The 19,712-nt window shown below is 61.8% G+C and carries 16 protein-coding genes; 11 read left to right on the top strand and 5 right to left on the bottom strand.

All coding sequences use genetic code 11. The features are described 5' to 3' along the window. The first annotated feature begins 41 nt into the window (after positions 1-41). Positions 42-488 (top strand): dUTP diphosphatase, encoded by a 447-nt coding sequence (dut, locus tag P3T20_RS10645; RefSeq protein WP_429286861.1) that lies wholly within the window; start codon positions 42-44, stop codon positions 486-488. 138 nt (positions 489-626) lie between these two features. Here the strand turns inward: dut and clpA are convergent, their stop codons facing one another. Continuing rightward, positions 627-2,924 (bottom strand): ATP-dependent Clp protease ATP-binding subunit ClpA, encoded by a 2,298-nt coding sequence (clpA, locus tag P3T20_RS10640; protein ID WP_074263545.1) that lies wholly within the window; start codon positions 2,922-2,924, stop codon positions 627-629. Beyond that, on the bottom strand, positions 2,921-3,235 hold the full coding sequence (gene clpS, locus P3T20_RS10635) for an ATP-dependent Clp protease adapter ClpS (RefSeq protein ID WP_074263544.1): 315 nt from the start codon (positions 3,233-3,235) through the stop codon (positions 2,921-2,923). Before clpS ends, clpA begins: the two co-directional genes overlap by 4 nt. Before the next feature lie 673 nt (positions 3,236-3,908). Here clpS and cspD point away from each other — a divergent pair. Further along, positions 3,909-4,115, top strand: a complete 207-nt coding sequence (gene cspD / locus P3T20_RS10630) for a cold shock domain-containing protein CspD (protein ID WP_017776809.1) — start codon at positions 3,909-3,911, stop codon at positions 4,113-4,115. Positions 4,116-4,256: 141 nt separating this feature from the next. Here the strand turns inward: cspD and P3T20_RS10625 are convergent, their stop codons facing one another. The 3 genes from P3T20_RS10625 to icd all read right to left on the bottom strand — a co-directional run bounded on the left by P3T20_RS10625 (position 4,257) and on the right by icd (position 8,010). Then, positions 4,257-5,972 (bottom strand): multicopper oxidase family protein, encoded by a 1,716-nt coding sequence (locus tag P3T20_RS10625; protein WP_429286860.1) that lies wholly within the window; start codon positions 5,970-5,972, stop codon positions 4,257-4,259. Between the two features lie 156 nt (positions 5,973-6,128). Further along, on the bottom strand, positions 6,129-6,602 hold the full coding sequence (locus tag P3T20_RS10620; RefSeq protein ID WP_429286859.1) for a hypothetical protein: 474 nt from the start codon (positions 6,600-6,602) through the stop codon (positions 6,129-6,131). 151 nt (positions 6,603-6,753) lie between these two features. Continuing rightward, positions 6,754-8,010, bottom strand: a complete 1,257-nt coding sequence (gene icd, locus P3T20_RS10615; RefSeq protein WP_074263541.1) for an NADP-dependent isocitrate dehydrogenase — start codon at positions 8,008-8,010, stop codon at positions 6,754-6,756. A gap of 355 nt (positions 8,011-8,365) precedes the next feature. Here icd and P3T20_RS10610 point away from each other — a divergent pair, with 355 nt between their 5' ends. From P3T20_RS10610 to P3T20_RS10570, 9 genes are all read left to right on the top strand, one after another. Continuing rightward, entirely contained in the window at positions 8,366-8,941 is a 576-nt protein-coding gene (locus P3T20_RS10610) for a pseudouridine synthase (protein WP_429286858.1), read from the top strand. Positions 8,942-9,336: 395 nt separating this feature from the next. Continuing rightward, positions 9,337-9,537: a hypothetical protein gene (locus P3T20_RS10605; protein ID WP_074263539.1), complete on the top strand. Its 201-nt coding sequence runs from the start codon at positions 9,337-9,339 to the stop codon at positions 9,535-9,537. Between the two features lie 155 nt (positions 9,538-9,692). After that, positions 9,693-10,199, top strand: a complete 507-nt coding sequence (locus P3T20_RS10600; RefSeq protein ID WP_429286857.1) for a DUF192 domain-containing protein — start codon at positions 9,693-9,695, stop codon at positions 10,197-10,199. Between the two features lie 299 nt (positions 10,200-10,498). Further along, on the top strand, positions 10,499-12,604 hold the full coding sequence (gene fusA, locus P3T20_RS10595; RefSeq protein ID WP_074263537.1) for an elongation factor G: 2,106 nt from the start codon (positions 10,499-10,501) through the stop codon (positions 12,602-12,604). 160 nt (positions 12,605-12,764) lie between these two features. Continuing rightward, positions 12,765-13,307, top strand: a complete 543-nt coding sequence (locus P3T20_RS10590) for a cupin domain-containing protein (protein ID WP_429286856.1) — start codon at positions 12,765-12,767, stop codon at positions 13,305-13,307. A 292-nt stretch (positions 13,308-13,599) separates the two neighbouring features. After that, a complete protein-coding gene (locus P3T20_RS10585; RefSeq protein WP_429286855.1) occupies positions 13,600-15,264 on the top strand; it encodes an ABC transporter substrate-binding protein in 1,665 nt (554 codons plus the stop codon). Positions 15,265-15,292: 28 nt separating this feature from the next. Beyond that, positions 15,293-16,303 (top strand): ABC transporter permease, encoded by a 1,011-nt coding sequence (locus tag P3T20_RS10580; RefSeq protein WP_074263535.1) that lies wholly within the window; start codon positions 15,293-15,295, stop codon positions 16,301-16,303. After that, positions 16,300-17,172, top strand: a complete 873-nt coding sequence (locus tag P3T20_RS10575; RefSeq protein ID WP_429286854.1) for an ABC transporter permease — start codon at positions 16,300-16,302, stop codon at positions 17,170-17,172. Before P3T20_RS10580 ends, P3T20_RS10575 begins: the two co-directional genes overlap by 4 nt. Continuing rightward, on the top strand, positions 17,169-19,328 hold the full coding sequence (locus P3T20_RS10570; protein WP_429286853.1) for an ABC transporter ATP-binding protein: 2,160 nt from the start codon (positions 17,169-17,171) through the stop codon (positions 19,326-19,328). Before P3T20_RS10575 ends, P3T20_RS10570 begins: the two co-directional genes overlap by 4 nt. Positions 19,329-19,712 lie beyond the last annotated feature (384 nt).

The raw sequence follows: 19,712 nt of genomic DNA, 5'->3' as shown, positions 1-19,712 counted from the left end.
GGCGCTGATCTTTTACTCTCCCCCTCTCACATTCGACCTGCATGAAACTTGACCTGAAGATTCTCGACGCGCGCATGCGCGAACAACTCCCGGTCTACGCCACGACCGGCAGCGCTGGCCTCGATCTGCGCGCGTGCCTCGACGAACCGCTAACGCTGCAACCCGGCGAAACGGCGCTGGTGCCGACGGGTCTGGCGATCCATGTCGGCGATCCGGGCTATGCGGCTTTGATCTTGCCGCGCTCGGGCCTCGGACATAAGCACGGCATCGTGCTCGGCAATCTGGTGGGATTGATCGATTCGGATTATCAAGGTCAACTGATGATTTCGACGTGGAACCGCGGGCAGACCACATTCACGCTGAATCCGATGGAGCGGCTCGCGCAACTCGTCATCGTGCCTGTCGTGCAAGCTGAATTCAATATCGTCGAGGACTTCGAACAAAGCGAACGTGGTGCAGGCGGTTTCGGCAGCACCGGTAAACACTGAGGTTTTCCGGTCGGGTGCTTAACAGCCCCCGCACAGTTCCTGAGTCGCGGCAGTGGGATAAAAAAACGGCGTGGGTCATATAACCCACGCCGTTTTACCTTGCTTGCTGCGAGAAACTTTTGACGCTTATTCAGGCACTTACTCGACTTCGACCGCTTCCGGATTCGGATTACGCGGCGCAGCCTGTTCGTCGAACGTCAGCTGAACCTTGTCTTCCGCGTCCACATCCACCGTCACGCGGCCACCGTTCATCAGCTTGCCGAACAGAAGCTCGTCGGCCAGTGCGCGACGGATCGTGTCCTGGATCAGACGCTGCATCGGACGTGCGCCCATCAGCGGATCGAAACCGTGCTTCGCCAGATGCGCGCGCAGCGCGTCGGTGAAGAGCGCATCGACCTTCTTCTCATGCAACTGATCTTCCAGTTGCATCAGGAACTTGTCGACCACGCGCATGATGATTTCTTCATCGAGCGAGCGGAAGCTGATCGTCGCGTCCAGACGGTTACGGAACTCCGGTGTGAACATGCGCTTGATGTCGACCATCTCGTCGCCGGTTTCGCGGCGAGTCGTGAAGCCGATCACCGACTTGCCCATGGCTTCGGCACCCGCATTCGTCGTCATGATGATGATGACGTTACGGAAGTCCGCTTTGCGCCCATTGTTGTCCGTCAGCGTGCCGTGGTCCATCACCTGCAGCAGCACGTTGTAAATGTCCGGATGCGCTTTCTCGATTTCGTCGAGCAGCAGCACGCAATGCGGCTTCTTCGTCACAGCCTCCGTCAGCAGACCGCCCTGATCGAAACCGACATAGCCCGGCGGCGCGCCAATCAAACGGCTCACAGCATGACGTTCCATGTACTCGGACATGTCGAAACGGATCAGTTCGATACCGAGCGTGAACGCCAGTTGCTTGGCCACTTCGGTCTTGCCGACACCGGTCGGGCCGGAGAACAGGAACGCACCAATCGGCTTGTCCAGCTTGCCAAGGCCTGCGCGCGCCATCTTGATCGCAGCCGACAGCGCGTCGATGGCCGGGTCTTGCCCGAACACCACGCTCTTCAGGTCGCGATCCAGCGTCTGCAGCTTGCTGCGATCGTCCACGGATACGCTTTGCGCCGGCACGCGTGCGATCTTCGAGATGATTTCCTCGATCTCGCCCTTGCCGATCGTCTTCTTCTGCTTCGACTTCGGCAGGATGCGTTGCGCCGCGCCCGCTTCATCGATTACGTCAATCGCCTTGTCCGGCAAATGACGATCGGTGATGAAGCGCGCCGACAGTTCAGCCGCTGCCGACAGCGCACCCGACGAATACTTCACGCCGTGGTGCTCTTCGAAACGCGACTTCAGACCACGCAGGATCGCCACTGTCTGTTCGACAGTCGGTTCGGTCACATCCACTTTCTGGAAGCGGCGTGACAGAGCCGCATCTTTTTCGAAGATGCCGCGGTATTCGGTGAAAGTCGTCGCGCCGATGCACTTGAGCGTGCCCGACGACAGCGCCGGCTTCAGCAGATTCGATGCATCCAGCGTGCCGCCCGAGGCAGCACCCGCGCCGATCAGCGTATGGATTTCGTCGATGAACAGGATGGCGTGCGGACGTTCCTTTAGTTCCTTGAGGACCGTCTTCAGGCGTTGTTCGAAATCGCCGCGATACTTGGTGCCGGCCAGCAACGCGCCCATGTCGAGCGAATACACCTGCGCATCGGCGAGGATATCCGGGACTTCGCCGCGCGTAATGCGCCAGGCGAGCCCTTCGGCGATCGCGGTCTTGCCGACCCCAGCCTCGCCGACCAGTAGCGGATTGTTCTTGCGCCGGCGGCACAGCACCTGCACCACGCGCTCGACTTCGGACTCACGCCCGATCAGCGGGTCGATGCGGCCCTCTTTCGCCATCTGGTTCAGATTCTGCGTGAACTGGGCGAGCGGCGTTTCTTTCTGCGCAGCGGCTTCGTCGGACTCGGCATTCGCATCGCTCGCCTTGGCGGCGTCGGTGCTGCTGGTCTTGGCAATGCCGTGCGAGATGAAGTTCACCACGTCAAGACGCGTGACACCCTGCTGTTGCAGGTAGTACACCGCGTGCGAATCCTTCTCGCCGAAGATCGCCACCAGCACGTTCGCGCCGGTCACTTCCTTCTTGCCGTTCGAGGTGGACTGCACATGCATGATGGCACGCTGGATCACGCGCTGGAAACCCAGCGTGGGCTGCGTGTCGACGTCGTCCGTGCCAGGCACGGTCGGCGTGTTGTCATGAATGAAGTTGCGCAGGTTTTGGCGCAGATCCTCAATGTTGGCCGCGCACGCGCGCAACACCTCTGCAGCCGTCGGATTGTCCAACAGGGCCAGTAAAAGATGTTCGACCGTAATGAACTCGTGCCGCGCCTGGCGTGCTTCCATGAACGCCATGTGCAAGCTGACTTCCAGTTCCTGGGCAATCATGCTTCCTCCATCACACACTGCAGCGGATGCCCGGCCTGCCGTGCGTGGGTAACGACTTGCTCGACTTTGGTCGACGCGATGTCCCGCGTATAGACCCCACAAACTCCCCTACCTTCGCGATGCACCTTCAGCATAATCTGCGTTGCGGTTTCACGATCTTTATTGAAATATTCCTGCACGATCATCACGACAAATTCCATTGGCGTGAAGTCGTCGTTCAACAGCACCACCTTGTACATGGCCGGCGGCTTCAGCTTTTTTTCCTGCCGCTCCAGTACGGTGCCGTCCTGCTTGTCCGGGATAATTGCCATACACCCATTCTAAACAACTCGGACAGGCCCGCAATCCTGTCAAAACCCGACCGGCTGGCCGGTGTTCCCATTCGCCTCCACATGACGGCACTGCCTGTCACGCGTGCGCCTTGCACGGAGCCGATCGCGGAGCCGGCCCTCCAAGAATGTCAATACTGTTAACGGCTGAATTGCAGTTAGATTGAGTATCGCACAACCTGCCGCAGCAAGCTGAGCGTGTGCGCGACGACTCTCTCGAAAACGAAGGACTACCCCAAATTTCCCTGCCCACCCTTCGCGCGTCTGGCGCCAGGCGACAGATTTGAGGTGCCCATTGGGCGGGCTTGTCTTGAAACGGTAATGGTTGCGGCGGTAACAGTTGCGGGACCTTCGCCCCACAGGACTGCATGTGAGTCGATTATGCGACTTTTCAAGACCGGACGCTTGCGCCACCGCACATAAGAAAAGCGGGAAAAACCCTGGAAATGGGGTGTTTGCAACGTCCGCAGACCCGTCTCAAAATTTTCTTGACACTCGAATAAAGAGCCTCAACAATCAAGCTGGCACTTTTTTCCAGCAACATATTCGAAAAAATGCCGATGGTGAGCTTGTGAGGAGGGAGCGGCTGCATGCCCGCGGCCGTTGAGCTTTTCGAGGGCTCGTGGTGGTGTCATGAGTTACAGGGGAAGTAGGTATGGCAACTGGTACGGTCAAATGGTTCAATGACGCGAAAGGTTTCGGATTCATTACGCCCGACGAAGGCGGTGAGGATCTGTTTGCACACTTTTCGGCCATCCAGATGAATGGGTTCAAAACCCTGAAGGAAGGCCAGAAGGTTAGCTTTGAGGTCGTGCAAGGCCCCAAAGGCAAGCAGGCATCGAACATCCAGGCCGCCGCCTGAGTCTGTTCGATACCCGTACCCTGGAAACCCGGCTTCGTGCCGGGTTTCTTCATTCTGGAACGCGGAATTTGCGCGTCAGCCGCTTCCTCCTCACATGTCGTGTCGCGTTGAAGGCATCCTCCCGACGATTGTGGATGTCCGTCAGATCACGTTGAGGGTGCCCATCATGCCGAGATCTTCGTGTTCGAGGATGTGGCAGTGGAACATGCGCTCGCCCGCCTGCTGCTGAACTGTGGCAATGCGCACCTTCTCTCCGGGCTGGACATTGACCGTGTCGCGCCACGCCAGATAAGGCTCCGGCGTCACGACGCCGCCCTGCTCCCGCTCAAGTATCTGAAACTGCGTGCCGTGAAGGTGGAATGGGTGATCCATATCCGTGCGGTTCTCGATCGACCACCGTTCGACGTCGCCGCGCCGGCTGGTCAGCGTAACGCGGCGCGGATCGAAGGTCGCACCGTTGATCATGAAGGCCATGCCAGCGGGCATTCCGTTGCGGGACGCGCCCTTGCGGTGCATCGCGGCCATGTCCATGCGCTCCGAAAACACCACCGATTTCTGCGCGGCTGGCGCGCCGAGCGGCGAAATTGCACGCAACGACGCGGGGATCGGCTGGGCGGCCGCGTTTTGACTGGCGGTGCCCGGTTCGAACTGGACATCGGCGAGCGGGATCGCGGCGCCCGGTGGCAAGCTGCCGCCCGCCATCGCCATCTTGCGGCGATCGTAGACCGCGGAACTCAAAACTGCTCGCGTCGACGGTGAGGACTGCGCAGATTGCGCGGGCTGCCCGGATTGCGCCGTTTGCGAGGCCGAACCCGGTCCTCGACCCGCTGGGACAATCAGCTCCGCACGTTCGCCCGGCGCCAGTAACAGCGACGTTACCCCCTCGCGCGGCTCTCCGAGCAAGCCGCCATCCGTTCCGACCTGGGTAAAAGTGCGCCCGTCATCCAGCGACAATCTCAAATAGCGGGCATTGCACGCGTTCCACACGCGCCAGCGCTCGTTGGTCGCCATCAATATCAGCGGACGACGCGCTCCGTTGACCAGCACGAACTGCCCTTCGCGCCCGTTCATCCAGTCCATCATGTCGTTTGCAGGGATCGTGCCGTCGCTCGCGAGGCGCAGATCGGAGAAGAACAGATGCCGCTCGCGCCACGCTGCCAGCGGATCGGCCGCGGCGCGGACCACGATCGGGCCAGCGAGTCCGCGAAATACCTGTTCGGATGACATCATGTGCGGGTGCGGGTGGTACCAGTACGTGCCAGCGCTGCCCGGTGGCAGCGTGAAGCGATAGACGCGCGAGGCGCCTGGCGCGACCGGATCCGACGGATTGCCGTCTTGATCCGGCGGCACCGGCAGGCCATGCCAATGGATCGTCGAAGGTTGCGACAAGTGGTTCACGAAACGGATTTCAACCGTGTCGCCTTCGTGCACGTCGATCAGCGGTCCGATAATCGGAACTTGCGGTGATGCGGATTCGGCTTCTGCACTGAGGAGGTCAGCAGAAGCGCCGTACTGCCAAAAGGTTGTCGGGTGACCGGCGATCAACGTGTGTTGAACCGGCTGAGCAACGAGCGTTGCACGGAACACACCTGGTTCACGGCTTTCGTTCGCAAGTTTGCGCAACGGCGCCAGCGGCGCGCCAGAGGGCAGCGTCTCGGGGCCGGCCAGTTCGACGGTTTGCGACGTACCGGCGTGTGGCATATCCGGCATGTCGGACATGCCCTGCATTCCTTGCATGCCGTTCATCCCCGACATGCCTTGCATCCCATGCATCGACTGCTGTGCAAACGCACCGCGCGCAAACAGCGACGCAACGGCCGCACTCAGTGTGCGGACGAGAAATTCCCTGCGGATCATGAATACTCCCTAACGTGGACGACGCGGTAGCGCTCGCGGCTGACCGCGCGTGATCGTTCAAGTGCCCGCTCCGCGATAACCGCTGCACGGGCCCTGCTGTCTGATATGCATTGCGCAGGACTGAAAGGCGCGCGCGTGCAATGCATGCATCGAAAATCAGCCGATCGGCGGACGTACAGGAGGCGCGTGGGTCAGGCCATCGCGCCGTTGCTCGGGAAGAGGCGGAAGAAGCGTCGAACCGGGGACGCGTGGTTCGAACTGAAAAGCGATGAACAGTGCACCGCAGTGAATGCCGCAAGTCGCGACACAGCAGCAGGGGCAGTGCTCGTGGCCACAGGGATGGCCTGAGGCCACAAGACCGTGGGAAAAAGCCAGGCAATGAGCAGGAGCGCCGGAAGCCGAAGGCGACACATTCACATTCGCCGCAGAAGACGTTTCCATGGCCATGCCGGACATTTGCGCCGCGTGCTCACTCGACCACTCGCTATGCGCGAACGCAACATGCGCAAATGCGCCGTGCGCTGAAAACAGCACAAGCGAAAACAGAATGAGAAGACGCTTGAGGAAGAGCATGGTCGAGCGGGGGCGCGAAACACTGTACGCGAGGATGAACATCTTGCCGAGCATCATAGCGCAGACCGTCGCGAAGTTCGTTCGTCCGCGCATGCATTCATTGTCAAGGACGACGAATAGTCCACCCACCGTCGCACAACAAAAAACCCCGGCGTCACAGAACGCACACCGGGGTTCGCCAGATTTCTCAGGATAACGCCAAACGCAATTACAGATTCCCGATCAACACCTGCCCAAACCCCGAGCAAGAAACCTGCGTCGCGCCTTCCATCAAACGCGCAAAGTCGTACGTCACACGCTTTTGCAGAATCGACGCTTCCATCGCGTTGATAATGGCGTCCGCCGCTTCGGTCCAGCCAAGATGGCGCAGCATCATTTCCGCCGAGAGAATTTCCGAGCCCGGATTCACGTAGTCCTTGCCCGCATATTTCGGCGCGGTTCCGTGAGTGGCTTCGAACATTGCCACGGAGTCCGACATATTCGCGCCCGGCGCAATGCCGATACCACCAACCTGTGCCGCCAGCGCGTCCGAAATATAGTCGCCGTTCAGGTTCAGCGTCGCGATCACGTCGTACTCGGCCGGACGCAGCAGAATCTGCTGCAGGAACGCATCGGCAATCACGTCCTTGACGACAATGTCGCCACCTGTCTTCGGGTTCTTGAATTTCATCCACGGACCGCCGTCCACCAGCTCCGCGCCAAACTCCTTCTGCGCGAGCGCATAGCCCCAGTCGCGGAACGCACCTTCCGTGAACTTCATGATGTTGCCTTTGTGCACGAGCGTCAGTGAACGGCGATCGTTGTCGATCGCATACTGCAGCGCCTTGCGCACCAGACGGTCCGTGCCTTCGCGCGACACCGGCTTGACACCAAGCGCCGAGGTCTCCGGAAAGCGGATCTTCTTCACACCCATTTCCTCGCGCAGAAAGTGGATGACCTTCTTCGCCTGCTCCGATCCCGCGGCCCATTCGATGCCGGCATAGATGTCTTCGGAGTTCTCACGGAAGATCACCATGTCGGTTTTCTCCGGTTCGCGCAGAGGCGAAGGCACGCCCTTGAAGTAGCGCACCGGCCGCAGGCACACATAGAGGTCGAGTTCCTGACGCAGCGCCACGTTCAGCGAACGGATGCCGCCGCCCACCGGCGTGGTCAGCGGTCCCTTGATCGAGACGACATATTCCTTCACGGCAGCGAGTGTTTCTTCCGGCAGCCACACGTCCGGGCCGTAGATCCTGGTCGCTTTCTCGCCTGCAAAGACTTCCATCCAGTGGATCTGCTTCTTGCCCCCGTAGGCTTTCTCGACCGCTGCGTCCACCACCTTGATCATGACCGGCGTGATGTCGACACCCGTGCCGTCACCTTCGATATACGGAATGATCGGTTGGTCGGAGACATTGAGCGAGTAGTCTGCGTTGACGGTAATCTTGTCTCCGCCCGTCGGAACCTTAATGTGCTGATACGGCATGATCGGACTCCAGTGATGGCTTTCTGGTTGAAGCAGATGGGAACTGCGAAATCTGGCGCTCCTCGCTACGCGCAATGCAGCACGCCTGCAAGCAACTGAGCGGCTATTCTAGCGCCCCACCGCCGGGCACGGGCATCGGCCGATCAGCCAGGTTCCGAGACGCGACACGGCAGCCGCAGAATGTGCCGGCAACGTACGCCCACTCCTATGTCTTATATAAGACATAAAATCTGCCAGCGGCTTTTATGCATTATTATCCCGCCATTTGCCACAGAACCAACCCAGCCGGGCGTCGCGCGGGTGCCTGCCAGCACCGGCTTACGCATCCGTACCGGTTGATATCGCCGGACTCCGCATGCGCCTCCTCGCTCTCAACAAGCCGTTCGGCACGATCTGCCAGTTCTCGCCGCACGAAACTCGCGCATCGCTTGCCGATTGGGTCAAGGTGCCCGGCGTCTATCCGGCCGGCCGTCTCGATTCCGATAGCGAAGGCCTGCTGCTGCTCACCGACGACGGCACGCTCCAGGCACGTATTGCCGAGCCGCGTCACAAGCTCGTCAAACGCTACTGGGCGCAAGTCGAAGGAGCGCCGGACGAGACAGCCCTGACGGCCCTCGCAAGCGGCGTCGATCTCGGCGACTATGTGACGCGCCCATGTCACGCACAACTGATCGATCCAACCGCGACCGACGCTCTTTGGCCGCGCAATCCGCCGATCCGCTATCGCGCTGCCATCCCCACCACGTGGATCGAACTGTCGATAACGGAAGGTAAGAATCGCCAGGTCCGTCGCATGACGGCAGCGGTCGGCTTTCCTACGCTGCGTCTGGTGCGTGTCGGCATCGGTGCGCTCGATATTTTTTCGCTGGGTCTCACGCCTGGCGCGTCGCTCGAACTGCCTGCGCGAGCTCCCTGGGACGGTCTCCGCTGATGCTCAAGCTTTAGGCAAAGTCCCGCTAAGCCGTTGTATCCGCAAGCGTTTTTAATGCTGATAAAAATCGCATACGGCATTGCCGCGGCATCTCCGGCAGCTCATTAAAGCCAGGAATAAACATTCCCGAAAATTTGCGGAGAATTGACGTCAACCGCGTCGCAAGCTGAGGCGTTATTCGACGCAGATGCCGCCCGAAGCTATCCGGCATTCAGCCTTGAGGGCCTTTGTGCAAGCCGTTTTCGCGGTCAGTGCAGGAGTCCGAGCGCTCGCAGACGCGTCACGAAAAATTTGTTGATGCGGCTGTCAACCGAAAGGTGGATGGCACGTTTACCGACATGACTCATACATAACCGGGTCATTTGGTTAATTAACTAAAGCTGAGGATTCACAAAATGAACAAACTGATCGCCGCTCTGGTCGCTGGCCTCTTCGCAACGGCAGCATTCGCACAAGCTTCGGCTCCGGTCGCAGCTTCGGCAGCTCCGGCAGCAGCAGCTTCGTCGGCAAAGAAGACCACGAAGAAGGCAACGCACAAGAAGGCATCGAAGAAGAAGGCAGCATCGGCTGCTGCAGCTTCGGGCGCTTCGGAGTAAGTTTGTTGTAAAACGCAGTCAAGAACTAGCAGCAATTGCCGTTCTTACGGCGTTGAAAGGCAGATCCCGCAAGGCGATCTGCCTTTTTGTTTTTGACGTGCTTTGACGCGCTCGCGTAACATTCGCGGGTTAATTTCCCACCCAGGAGTCTTGCCGTGCGAATTTCCCTGCGCTCGTTGCTCGCGCGCTTTGCGTTTGCCATTGCGTTCCCGTTGGCCGCCGCCTCGTTCACGCTCGCCCCCGTCCACAATGCGTACGCGCAGCAGATGCCGCCCGGTGCCAAGCAACCCGGTGATTTCCCGCGCGCCAAGCTGACTGTGGGCATGTTCGTGATCGACGCCGCTGTCGCCTCCAATGATGCGGATCGCGAACAAGGCCTGATGTACCGCTCGCAACTCGCCCCCAACGAAGGCATGCTGTTCGTATTCGGCGAGAATGCGGTGCACTGTTTCTGGATGAAAAACACGCTGATCCCACTGTCGATCGCTTTCATCCGCGCCGACGGCACGATCACCGACATCGACGAGATGGATGCCGAAACGACCAACAACCATTGCCCGCGCAACAACGGTGTGTACGCGCTGGAAATGAGCAAGAACTGGTTCGCGTCGAAGGGCATCAAGCCGGGTATGACGATTCAGGGGTTGCCGGCGGCGCAATAAGCAGCGCGACAGATCGTGCGAATCGTGCGGTAAGCCGCGCAATCGCCATTCACGGCCCGTTTCCGGAAAGCCGGTGCCTTGTTGCAAGGGCGCCGGCTTTTTTTGCGTGCACGCGAGCAGACCGGAACAGGACCGGCGGAGCGCCCCGCCGGTGGCCGCGCGGGCGGAGCTGGCAAGATTCCTGCAAAAGAGCTTACGACGCGCTATTCTAGTAGACTAACCGCAGCACGGAGTTCGTCCGGTCGGCGTCGTGCGCCGCCCGACGTCCACTACCGGCGCGCCAATTCAAGGAGGTTCACGTGCCCCGCAAGACTCCCATCGAGCGCTACCGGAATATCGGCATCAGCGCTCACATCGATGCCGGCAAAACCACAACCACCGAGCGCATCCTCTTCTACACCGGCGTGACTCACAAGATCGGTGAAGTTCACGACGGCGCGGCGACGATGGACTGGATGGAGCAGGAGCAGGAGCGCGGCATCACGATCACATCGGCTGCCACGACTGCTTTCTGGAAAGGCATGGCCGGCAACTATCCGGAACACCGCATCAACATCATCGACACCCCGGGCCACGTCGACTTCACGATTGAAGTCGAACGCTCGATGCGCGTGCTCGACGGCGCCTGCATGGTGTACGACTCGGTCGGCGGCGTGCAGCCGCAGTCCGAAACCGTTTGGCGTCAGGCGAACAAGTACAAGGTGCCGCGTATCGCGTTCGTCAACAAGATGGACCGCGTCGGCGCCGACTTCTTCCGCGTACAGCGGCAGATCGGCGATCGCCTGAAGGGCATTGCGGTACCGATCCAGATTCCGGTCGGTGCGGAAGATCATTTCCAGGGCGTGGTCGACCTCGTCAAGATGAAGGCGATCTACTGGGACGAAGAGAACCAGGGCATCAAGTTCGAGTACCGCGACATCCCGGCGGAACTCGCGGACACCGCGAAGGAATGGCACGACAAGATGGTCGAGGCCGCCGCTGAAGCGAGCGAGGAACTGCTCGACAAATACCTCGGCGGCGAGACGCTGACCGAAGAGGAAATCAAGCACGGTATCCGCGTACGCTGCATTGCCAACGAAATCGTGCCGATGCTGTGCGGCAGCGCGTTCAAGAACAAGGGCGTGCAAGCCATGCTCGACGCGGTGATCGATTACCTGCCGTCGCCGATCGACGTGCCCGCCATCACGGGTCACGACGAGTACGACAAGGAAATCGAGCGCCATCCGAGCGACACCGATCCGTTCTCGGCGCTCGCCTTCAAGATCATGACCGACCCGTTCGTCGGCCAGCTGATTTTCTTCCGCGTCTATTCGGGCGTGGTGAATTCGGGCGACACGGTCTACAACGCGGTCAAGGAAAAGAAGGAGCGCCTCGGCCGGATCCTGCAGATGCATGCGAACGAGCGCAAGGAAATCAAGGAAGTCTACGCGGGCGACATCGCCGCGGCCGTCGGCCTGAAGGAAGCGACCACGGGCGACACGCTGTGCGATCCGAATCACGTGATCATCCTTGAACGGATGATCTTTCCTGAGCCGGTGATTTCGCAGGCCGTCGAGCCGAAGACCAAGGTCGACCAGGAAAAGATGGGCATTGCGCTGAACCGCCTTGCTCAGGAAGATCCGTCGTTCCGCGTGCAAACGGATGAAGAATCCGGCCAGACCATCATCTCGGGGATGGGCGAGCTGCACCTGGAAATTCTGGTCGACCGCATGAAGCGCGAGTTCGGCGTGGAAGCGACCGTTGGCAAGCCGCAGGTTGCTTACCGTGAAACGGTGCGCAACAAGGTCGAGGATGTCGAAGGCAAGTTCGTCAAGCAGTCGGGCGGCCGCGGTCAGTACGGTCACGCTGTGATCACGCTGGAGCCAGCGCCGCAAGGCAAGGGCTACGAATTCGTCGACGCGATCAAGGGCGGCGTAATTCCGCGCGAATACATCCCGGCAGTGGACAAGGGAATTATCGAAACGCTGAAGGCCGGCGTGCTGGCGGGCTATCCGGTGGTGGACGTGAAAGTGACGCTGACTTTCGGTTCGTACCACGACGTCGACTCGAACGAAAACGCGTTCCGTATGGCCGGTTCGATGGCCTTCAAGGAAGCGATGCGCAAGGCCAAGCCGGTCCTGCTCGAGCCGATGATGGCCGTCGAAGTCGAGACGCCGGAAGACTTCATGGGTAACGTGATGGGCGACCTGTCGAGCCGTCGCGGCATGGTGCAGGGCATGGAAGATATCGCCGGCGGTGGCGGCAAGCTGGTACGCGCCGAAGTGCCGCTCGCGGAGATGTTTGGCTATTCCACCTCGCTGCGTTCCGCAACGCAAGGCCGCGCGACGTACACGATGGAGTTCAAGCACTACGCTGAAACGCCGAACAACGTCGCGGAAGCGGTGATCAACGCCAAGCAGAAGTAACCAGCGCTGAAGGTTAGCGTGCACAAAGCCCGTTCAGGTTGAACGGGCTTTTTTTTGCCACGATGCAAGCCGCGCGCGTAAGCGGCGGACATGCAAGAATGGCGAAACTGCAACCAGACATGCCCGCCCTCACCCGGCGGCTTTGCATGGGAGACACGCCATGAGTCACGACCATCCGCATGATCACGATCATGACCACCCGCATGAACCCGATAGCGCCGCGTCCAATGAAAGCACGCCTGTCGACTGGCGCGAACATGGCGTCAAGGTGATCCGCGGCGATCAGCTCGACAGCAACACCGCGCAAACGCCGGGCATGAACCGCGCCGCCGCAATCAACGCGGCGCGCGTCGGCGCGCAGAAAATCTGGGCAGGCACGGTGACGATCCATCCGAATGCCAAGACCGGCGCGCATCATCACGGCGCGCTGGAAAGCGTCATCTACGTCGTACGCGGCCAGGCACGCATGCGCTGGGGCGAGCACCTCGAGTTCACCGCCGAAGCCGGTCCCGGCGACTTCATCTTCGTGCCGCCCTACGTGCCGCATCAGGAGATCAACGGCAGCACCGACGACCCGCTCGAATGCGTGCTCGTGCGCAGCGATAACGAGGCGGTGGTGGTGAACCTGAACATCGACGCGGTCGAAGCGCCGGAAACCGTGTTCTGGGTCGATCCGATCCACAAACATCCGCACGAACACTAAGCCAGGCGGCGAAGAACCGGTAAGGATGTCGCCACCACAGCGGTTCGTCTGCCAGCGCATCGGCAAGTGTTATAGGACGCCGTGCTCGCCCGCGGCGCCGAGCACCCGGGCGTTGTCACGGTGAGACAGGTTGGCCCTTTTAAGCGCGTCAACTCCAGCCTCAGCGGCCGCAGACGTTCCGAACCGCTGCCCAATCGCTTACACTGAAACCGCTTTTCGCCATCGCGATACCGTCGCCCCTGCCGTGCGCAAGCTGCGCGGCACCTATCAGAACGGACTGGACGCCCCATCGATGAAGACTCCCGCGGATCGACTCCTCGCGCTCGAAACTGCACGCCGCAGTGCCGACGACTACGGCAACCATGCGATCGACGAATTCGTCGCCGGCCGCCTGTCACGCCGCGAACTGCTGCGCTACGCCAGCGTGATTGGACTTTCGCTCGCGGGCGGTGGTCTCTTCGCTACCCCGCAGGCACGCGCACAAGGCACTCCGGGCGCTGCGAACGCGACCATTCGCGTTGCCCATCTGACTCCGACCGGTGCGATCGATCCCCTCACCGTCGGCGATGCCGGCGGTCTCGCGCTGCTGGTGCAGAGCGGCGAATTCCTGATCGACGACGATGGCGAGCACCTGGTCCTCAAGCCGGCGCTCGCGCTCTCGTGGAAGCCGAATGACAAAGGCGATGTCTGGACCTTCAGGCTGCGTCCAAACGTGAAGTTCAACGACGGCCAGCCGTTCACGGCGAAAGACGTCGTCGCCACCTTCGACCGCCTGGCCGATCCGGCGAGCGGCTCGGCGGCGCTCTCCGTGCTGAAGGGCGTGCTATCCAAGGGCGGCGCCCAGGTCGTCGACGATCATACGGTCGCGTTCCACCTCGACGCGCCGAACGGCAACTTCCCGTACTACGTTTCCTCGGACAATTACAACGCCATCGTGCTGCCGGCCAACTACGCGGGCAACTACGAAAAGAGCTTCATCGGCACCGGTCCGTTCAAGCTTGAAAAGTACACGCCGAAGGTCGGCGCCTCGTTCGTACGCAATCCCGACTATTGGGGTGAAAAGGCGTTGCCGGAACGCGTGCAGTTTTCGTTCTACGCCGACGAACAGGCGCAGATTCTCGCGCTGCAAGGACGTCAGGCGGACGTGATGGGTACGTTCACGGTGCAGGGCGGTGTGGGCCTCATGAACAACCCTGAGTTCAAGACGATCGGTGTGAAGTCGAGCGCGCATCGCCAGATCCACATGCGCAACGACGATCCGCTTTTCAAGGACAAGCGCGTGCGCCAGGCCTTGGCGCTGTCGCTCGATCGCGACGTGATCGTGCGTGGCCTGTTTCGCGGCAAGGCGCAGGTCGGCAACGACAGTCCGTTCGCGCCGGTGTTTCCGTCGTCCGATGCCGGCGTGCCGCAACGCAAGATCGACGTTGCCAAAGCGAAGCAACTGCTCGCGCAGGCGGGTATGGCCAACGGCTTCGACGTGACGCTCACCACGGAAAAGTACATGGAGATTCCCGATCTCGCGGTGGTCGTGCAAAACGCGGCCAAGGCGATCGGCGTACGTATCAACCTGAAGGTGGAAAGCCAGTCGCTCTACTATGGCGCGGCCACACCCGGCAAATCGGACTGGCTCGACTCGCCGCTCGGCATCACCGATTACGGCCATCGCGGCGTGCCGAACGTATTCCTCAACGCACCGCTGACGAGCAACGGGACGTGGAACGCAGCGCACTTCAAGAACCCTCAGTACGACCAACTGGTCGCGCAATTTGTGGCGGCCGTCGATATCACATCGCAGCGCAAACTCTCCGGCCAGATTCAAACGCTCTTGCTCGACGAGACGCCCGTGATCATTCCGTTCTTCTACGATCAGCTGATTGCGATGCGCTCGGGCGTCAACGGAATGCGTTTTACTGCGCTCGCGCAGCTGTACTTCAACCGCGTGACGCTCAGTGCCTGAGCGCGGTGTGTGCCGCTCCTAGCTAACCATGTCGACTGCGCTCACGCCCTCCACCCCTCGCGTTAGCAAAGGCAACGCAGGACGGGTTGCGCGTTTTCTCGCGACGCGTCTGGCGCTGTCGGTGATCACGCTGTGGTTGCTCTCGGTGATCGTGTTTGCGGGCGGGCAGTTGCTGCCAGGCGACATCGGCCGCGCGATTCTCGGCCCGCTCGCCGATGCACGCGCGGTCGCCGCGCTCAATCATCAGCTCGGCTCGGACCGGCCGCTATTGACCCAATACGTCGAGTGGATCACGCACTTCGTGCGTGGCGACATGGGGCTGTCGTACGCGTATCGCGAGCCCGTTGGACCGTTCATCGCCGACGCTCTCGCGCATTCGGCGAAGCTTGGGCTGCTCGCCTTCATCGTTGTCGTGCCGTTGGGTATTGCCGGCGGCGTGTGGGCCGCGATGCACGCGGGACGCTGGATCGACCGCACGATCAGCATCGCCGGTTTGTCGGCAACGGTCGTGCCGGAATTCGTCTCGTCGATCACGTTGATCCTGATCTTCGGTGTGTGGTTACGCTGGTTGCCGATCGAAGCCTCGTATCCTCCTGGCGCAGGCGTGCTCGAACAACTGAAACATCTGATCCTGCCGGTGCTGCCGCTCGTGCTGGTGTTCTTCGGCTACATCGCGCGCATGGCGCGAGCCGGCACCGTCGAGGCACTCGACGCCGATTACACGCGCACTGCCATTCTCAAAGGCCTGCCGCAGCGTGTCGTGATCTGGCGGCACGTGTTGCGCAATGCGCTGCTGCCTACCATCACCGTTGCCGCTACACAGCTCGGTTATATGATCGGCGGCCTCGTCGTGGTGGAGACGCTGTTCCACTATCAGGGCATCGGCTCGCTGATCTACAACGCCGCCAAGGCGAAGGACTTCCCGATGCTCGAGGCCGGCGTGCTGACGATCGGCGTCGTCTATACGGTAGCGAATCTCGCGGCCGATGCCTTGCAGGTCATGCTCAATCCGCGCCTGCGCGTGAGGAGCGGCGAATGAGCACGATTGTCCCCGGCACACCGGCTACGCCTGCCGTACGCGAGCCCCGCTTCGATCAGTTGCGCGTGCTGCTGCGCTCGCCGACGTTCGTGGTCGGCGTGGTGATCGTCCTGTGGTGGGTGGTCTGCGCAATTGCGGGACGCTGGATCGCACCGCTCGACGCCTACGCCTCCGACCCGCTCAACTCGCTGATGCCGCCCGACCACGCGCACTGGTTCGGCACCGATCAGCTCGGCCGCGATGTGTTCTCGCGCGTTATCGTCGGCGCTCGCGACATCCTCACCATCGCGCCGCTCGCCACGCTGCTCGGCACCGTGGCGGGCACGGCCCTTGGCCTCGTGGTCGGCTACTTCGAAGGCTGGGTCGACAATGTAGTGGGACGCGCGATCGACGCCGTGCTGGCGCTGCCGCTCGTGATCGTCGCACTGCTTGCGCTGGCCGCCGTGGGCGCCTCGAACCTAACGGTGATCCTCGTAATCGGCATCACGTTCACGCCGATCACCGCACGCACCGTGCGCGCTGCGGTGTTTGCCGAACGCCATCTCGACTACGTCGCGGCGGCACAACTGCGCGGCGAACGCGCACCCTACATCATGTTTGCGGAGATCCTCCCGAACGTGCTGCCGCCGATTATCGTCGAAGCCACCGTGCGCCTCGGCTATGCGATTTTCGCGGTGGCGACGCTGTCCTTTCTCGGCTTCGGCATCCAGCCGCCCTCTGCGGATTGGGGCCTCGCGTTGTCCGAGTCGTACACGCTGATGGCGGGCGGTGCGTGGTGGACGGTCGTGTTCGACGCCGCTGCCATCGCCTCGCTGGTGGTCGGCGTGAACCTGATCGCCGATAGCGTGCAAGGCGTGCTCGACCGATGAACGGCCCTCCTCCCGCCTCGTTTCCCGCCTTCGACGTCTCGAAGAGCGACCGCACCGACGCGCTGACCCTAGTCGGCCTCACCGTCACTTACCGGATCCGTGGACGTGATCGCGAGGTCTTGCACGACGTCTCGTTCCGCATACGGCGCGGCGAGGCATATGGTCTGGTGGGCGAATCAGGTTGCGGCAAATCGACCGTCGCAATGGCAGCGCTGCGCTATCTGCCGCGCAACGGCAAAGCGAAAGCAGGCAAGATCCTGATCGCTGGACAGGATGTGCAGACGCTCGACGCCGATGCGTTACGCACGATGCGCGCCACCGCGATCTCGATGGTCTACCAGGACCCGGGCCGCGCGCTGAATCCGTCGATGACGATTGCGCGCCAGGTCGCCGAGGCCTTCGAAGCAGCGGGCGCCAGCCGCAGCGAGGCGCTGACGCGCACGCTCGAGATGCTGCGGCGTGTGCGCATCGCGGCGCCTGAACGGGTGATGGACAGTTATCCTCATCAATTGTCGGGCGGCATGCAACAGCGCGTGGTGATCGCGATGGCGCTCGCGTCGAACCCCGCCCTGCTCATTCTCGACGAACCCACTACCGGTCTCGACGCCACCGTCGAAGCCGAGGTGCTGGATCTCGTCGCGCAACTGCGCAAGGAACTCGGCACCGCGGTCCTCTTCATCAGCCACAATCTCGCGGTCATCGGCCGCATGTGCGAACGTGTCGGCGTGCTGTATGCGGGCAGGCTCGTCGAAGAAGGCGCGACACAAGATGTGTTTGCCCGGCCTCGTCATCCGTACACGGTCGGCCTGCTACGCTGCCTGCCTACGTCGGGGCGCAGCAAGGAGCGCGAACGGCTCGACACGATCGCGGGGCAACTGCCCTCGCCCGGCTCGGTCACGCAGGGTTGCATCTACTCAGACCGCTGCCGTCTCGCGGATGACCGCTGCCGCCGCGAGGTTCCACCGCCGCATCGTGTTGCCGGTGCGCACGGCGATCAGATGTCGCGTTGCCACTATCACGAGCGGGCGATGGAATTGCCGCGCACCAGCACGGAAGCGGCCTCGCCTCAAGCCGGCGCTGGCAAAGATGCATTACCTGCCAACGCTGCCGTCCATGGCGCGCTTGTGCTGCGCGCCGAACGGGTTTCGAAGACATTCCACGTGGGAGGCGTCGCGCTACGCGCGGTCGACGACGTCTCGCTCGACCTGGCTACCGGCGAAACCTTGGGCCTCGTCGGCGAGTCGGGCAGCGGCAAGACAACGCTCGCCAAGCTGATGCTCGGCCTGCTCGCACCCGACGCCGGCAGCATCCTCGAACTCGACGGCAAACCGCTGCCCGCTCGCGTCACAAGCCGCAACGACGAGCAGGTCAAATCGCTACAGATCGTGTTCCAGAACCCCGACTCGGCGCTCAACCGGTCGCATTCCGTGAGACGGCTGATTGGCCGCGCGCTCTCGCGGCTCGCAGCGTTGAGCGGCCCGGCACAGGACGAGCGGCTCGCGGCGTTGACGGCAGCCGTGCGCTTGCCGGATCGCTATCTCGGCTCCCGCACGCGACAGCTGTCGGGCGGCCTCAAGCAGCGCGTTGCGATTGCCCGCGCCTTCGCGGGTGAGCCGCGCGTGGTGGTGTGCGATGAACCCACCTCCGCGCTCGATGTCTCCGTGCAGGCGTCGATCCTCAACCTGCTCGCCGATCTGCAACGCGAGCGCGGTGTGAGCTACGTGTTCATCTCGCACGATCTGCACGTGGTTCGTTACCTGTCCGATCGCATCGCAGTGCTATACGTCGGACGACTTCTGGAGATCGGGCCTGCCGCCGCGGTCTTCGACGGCCCGCATCATCCGTATACCGAGGCACTGCTGTCTTCGGCGCCGGCCCTCGATGCCGTCAATCGCGGCGAGCGCATTCGCCTGTCCGGCGAGATGCCGAGCCCGGCATCACCGCCTTCGGGCTGCGTGTTCCACACACGCTGCCCGCGCAAGCTCGGCGCTATCTGCGAGCAGCAGGATCCGCCTTTCGTCGACGCCGGCAGCGGGCATCGGATCCGCTGCCACATCCCCATCGAAGAGCTGCGCGCGCTGCAAGGCGCGCAGCCCGTCGTCGTCCAGGGCACGGTCCCGGACGCGCCCCCAGGTGGAACCCCAGGCGAAGTTTAAGCCGCTCCCACTCGCGCGTTTCACGTCCGAAACGTTTTCCGTCGATTCCCGACATGGCGCGTCACGCCCATCACGAAGACGCCACATCGGACGGGCTTGAGCGGGCAGTGGCACGGATATCGCTATAAAGGGAGCGGTATCCGGCCCGCGTTGAACGATCCAGCCGCGTGCGCGATCCGTTGCGCTGACATCCATATGCATGGACGAGTCCAGCGGCATGGCGCGCGTCGTCGACGTCGCGCCCGGCAAACGAGCGGGCAACCGGCGTTTGCCGCAGCGCGCGAGGGAGGGGGAATCAATCTCGCGGACCGGGGCCACGAAGGATCGGCAAAACGGTGACAGCGTTTCGCGCACATCGCGTGTGTTAAGCAACGGCACGCGATG

The sequence above is a fragment of the Paraburkholderia sp. GAS206C genome (genome assembly GCF_050435645.1).
In the GTDB taxonomy this organism is placed as follows: domain Bacteria; phylum Pseudomonadota; class Gammaproteobacteria; order Burkholderiales; family Burkholderiaceae; genus Paraburkholderia; species Paraburkholderia phenazinium_B.
The sequence above is the reverse complement of the archived record's forward strand: the minus strand, read 5'-3'. Positions and strand labels throughout refer to the sequence as shown.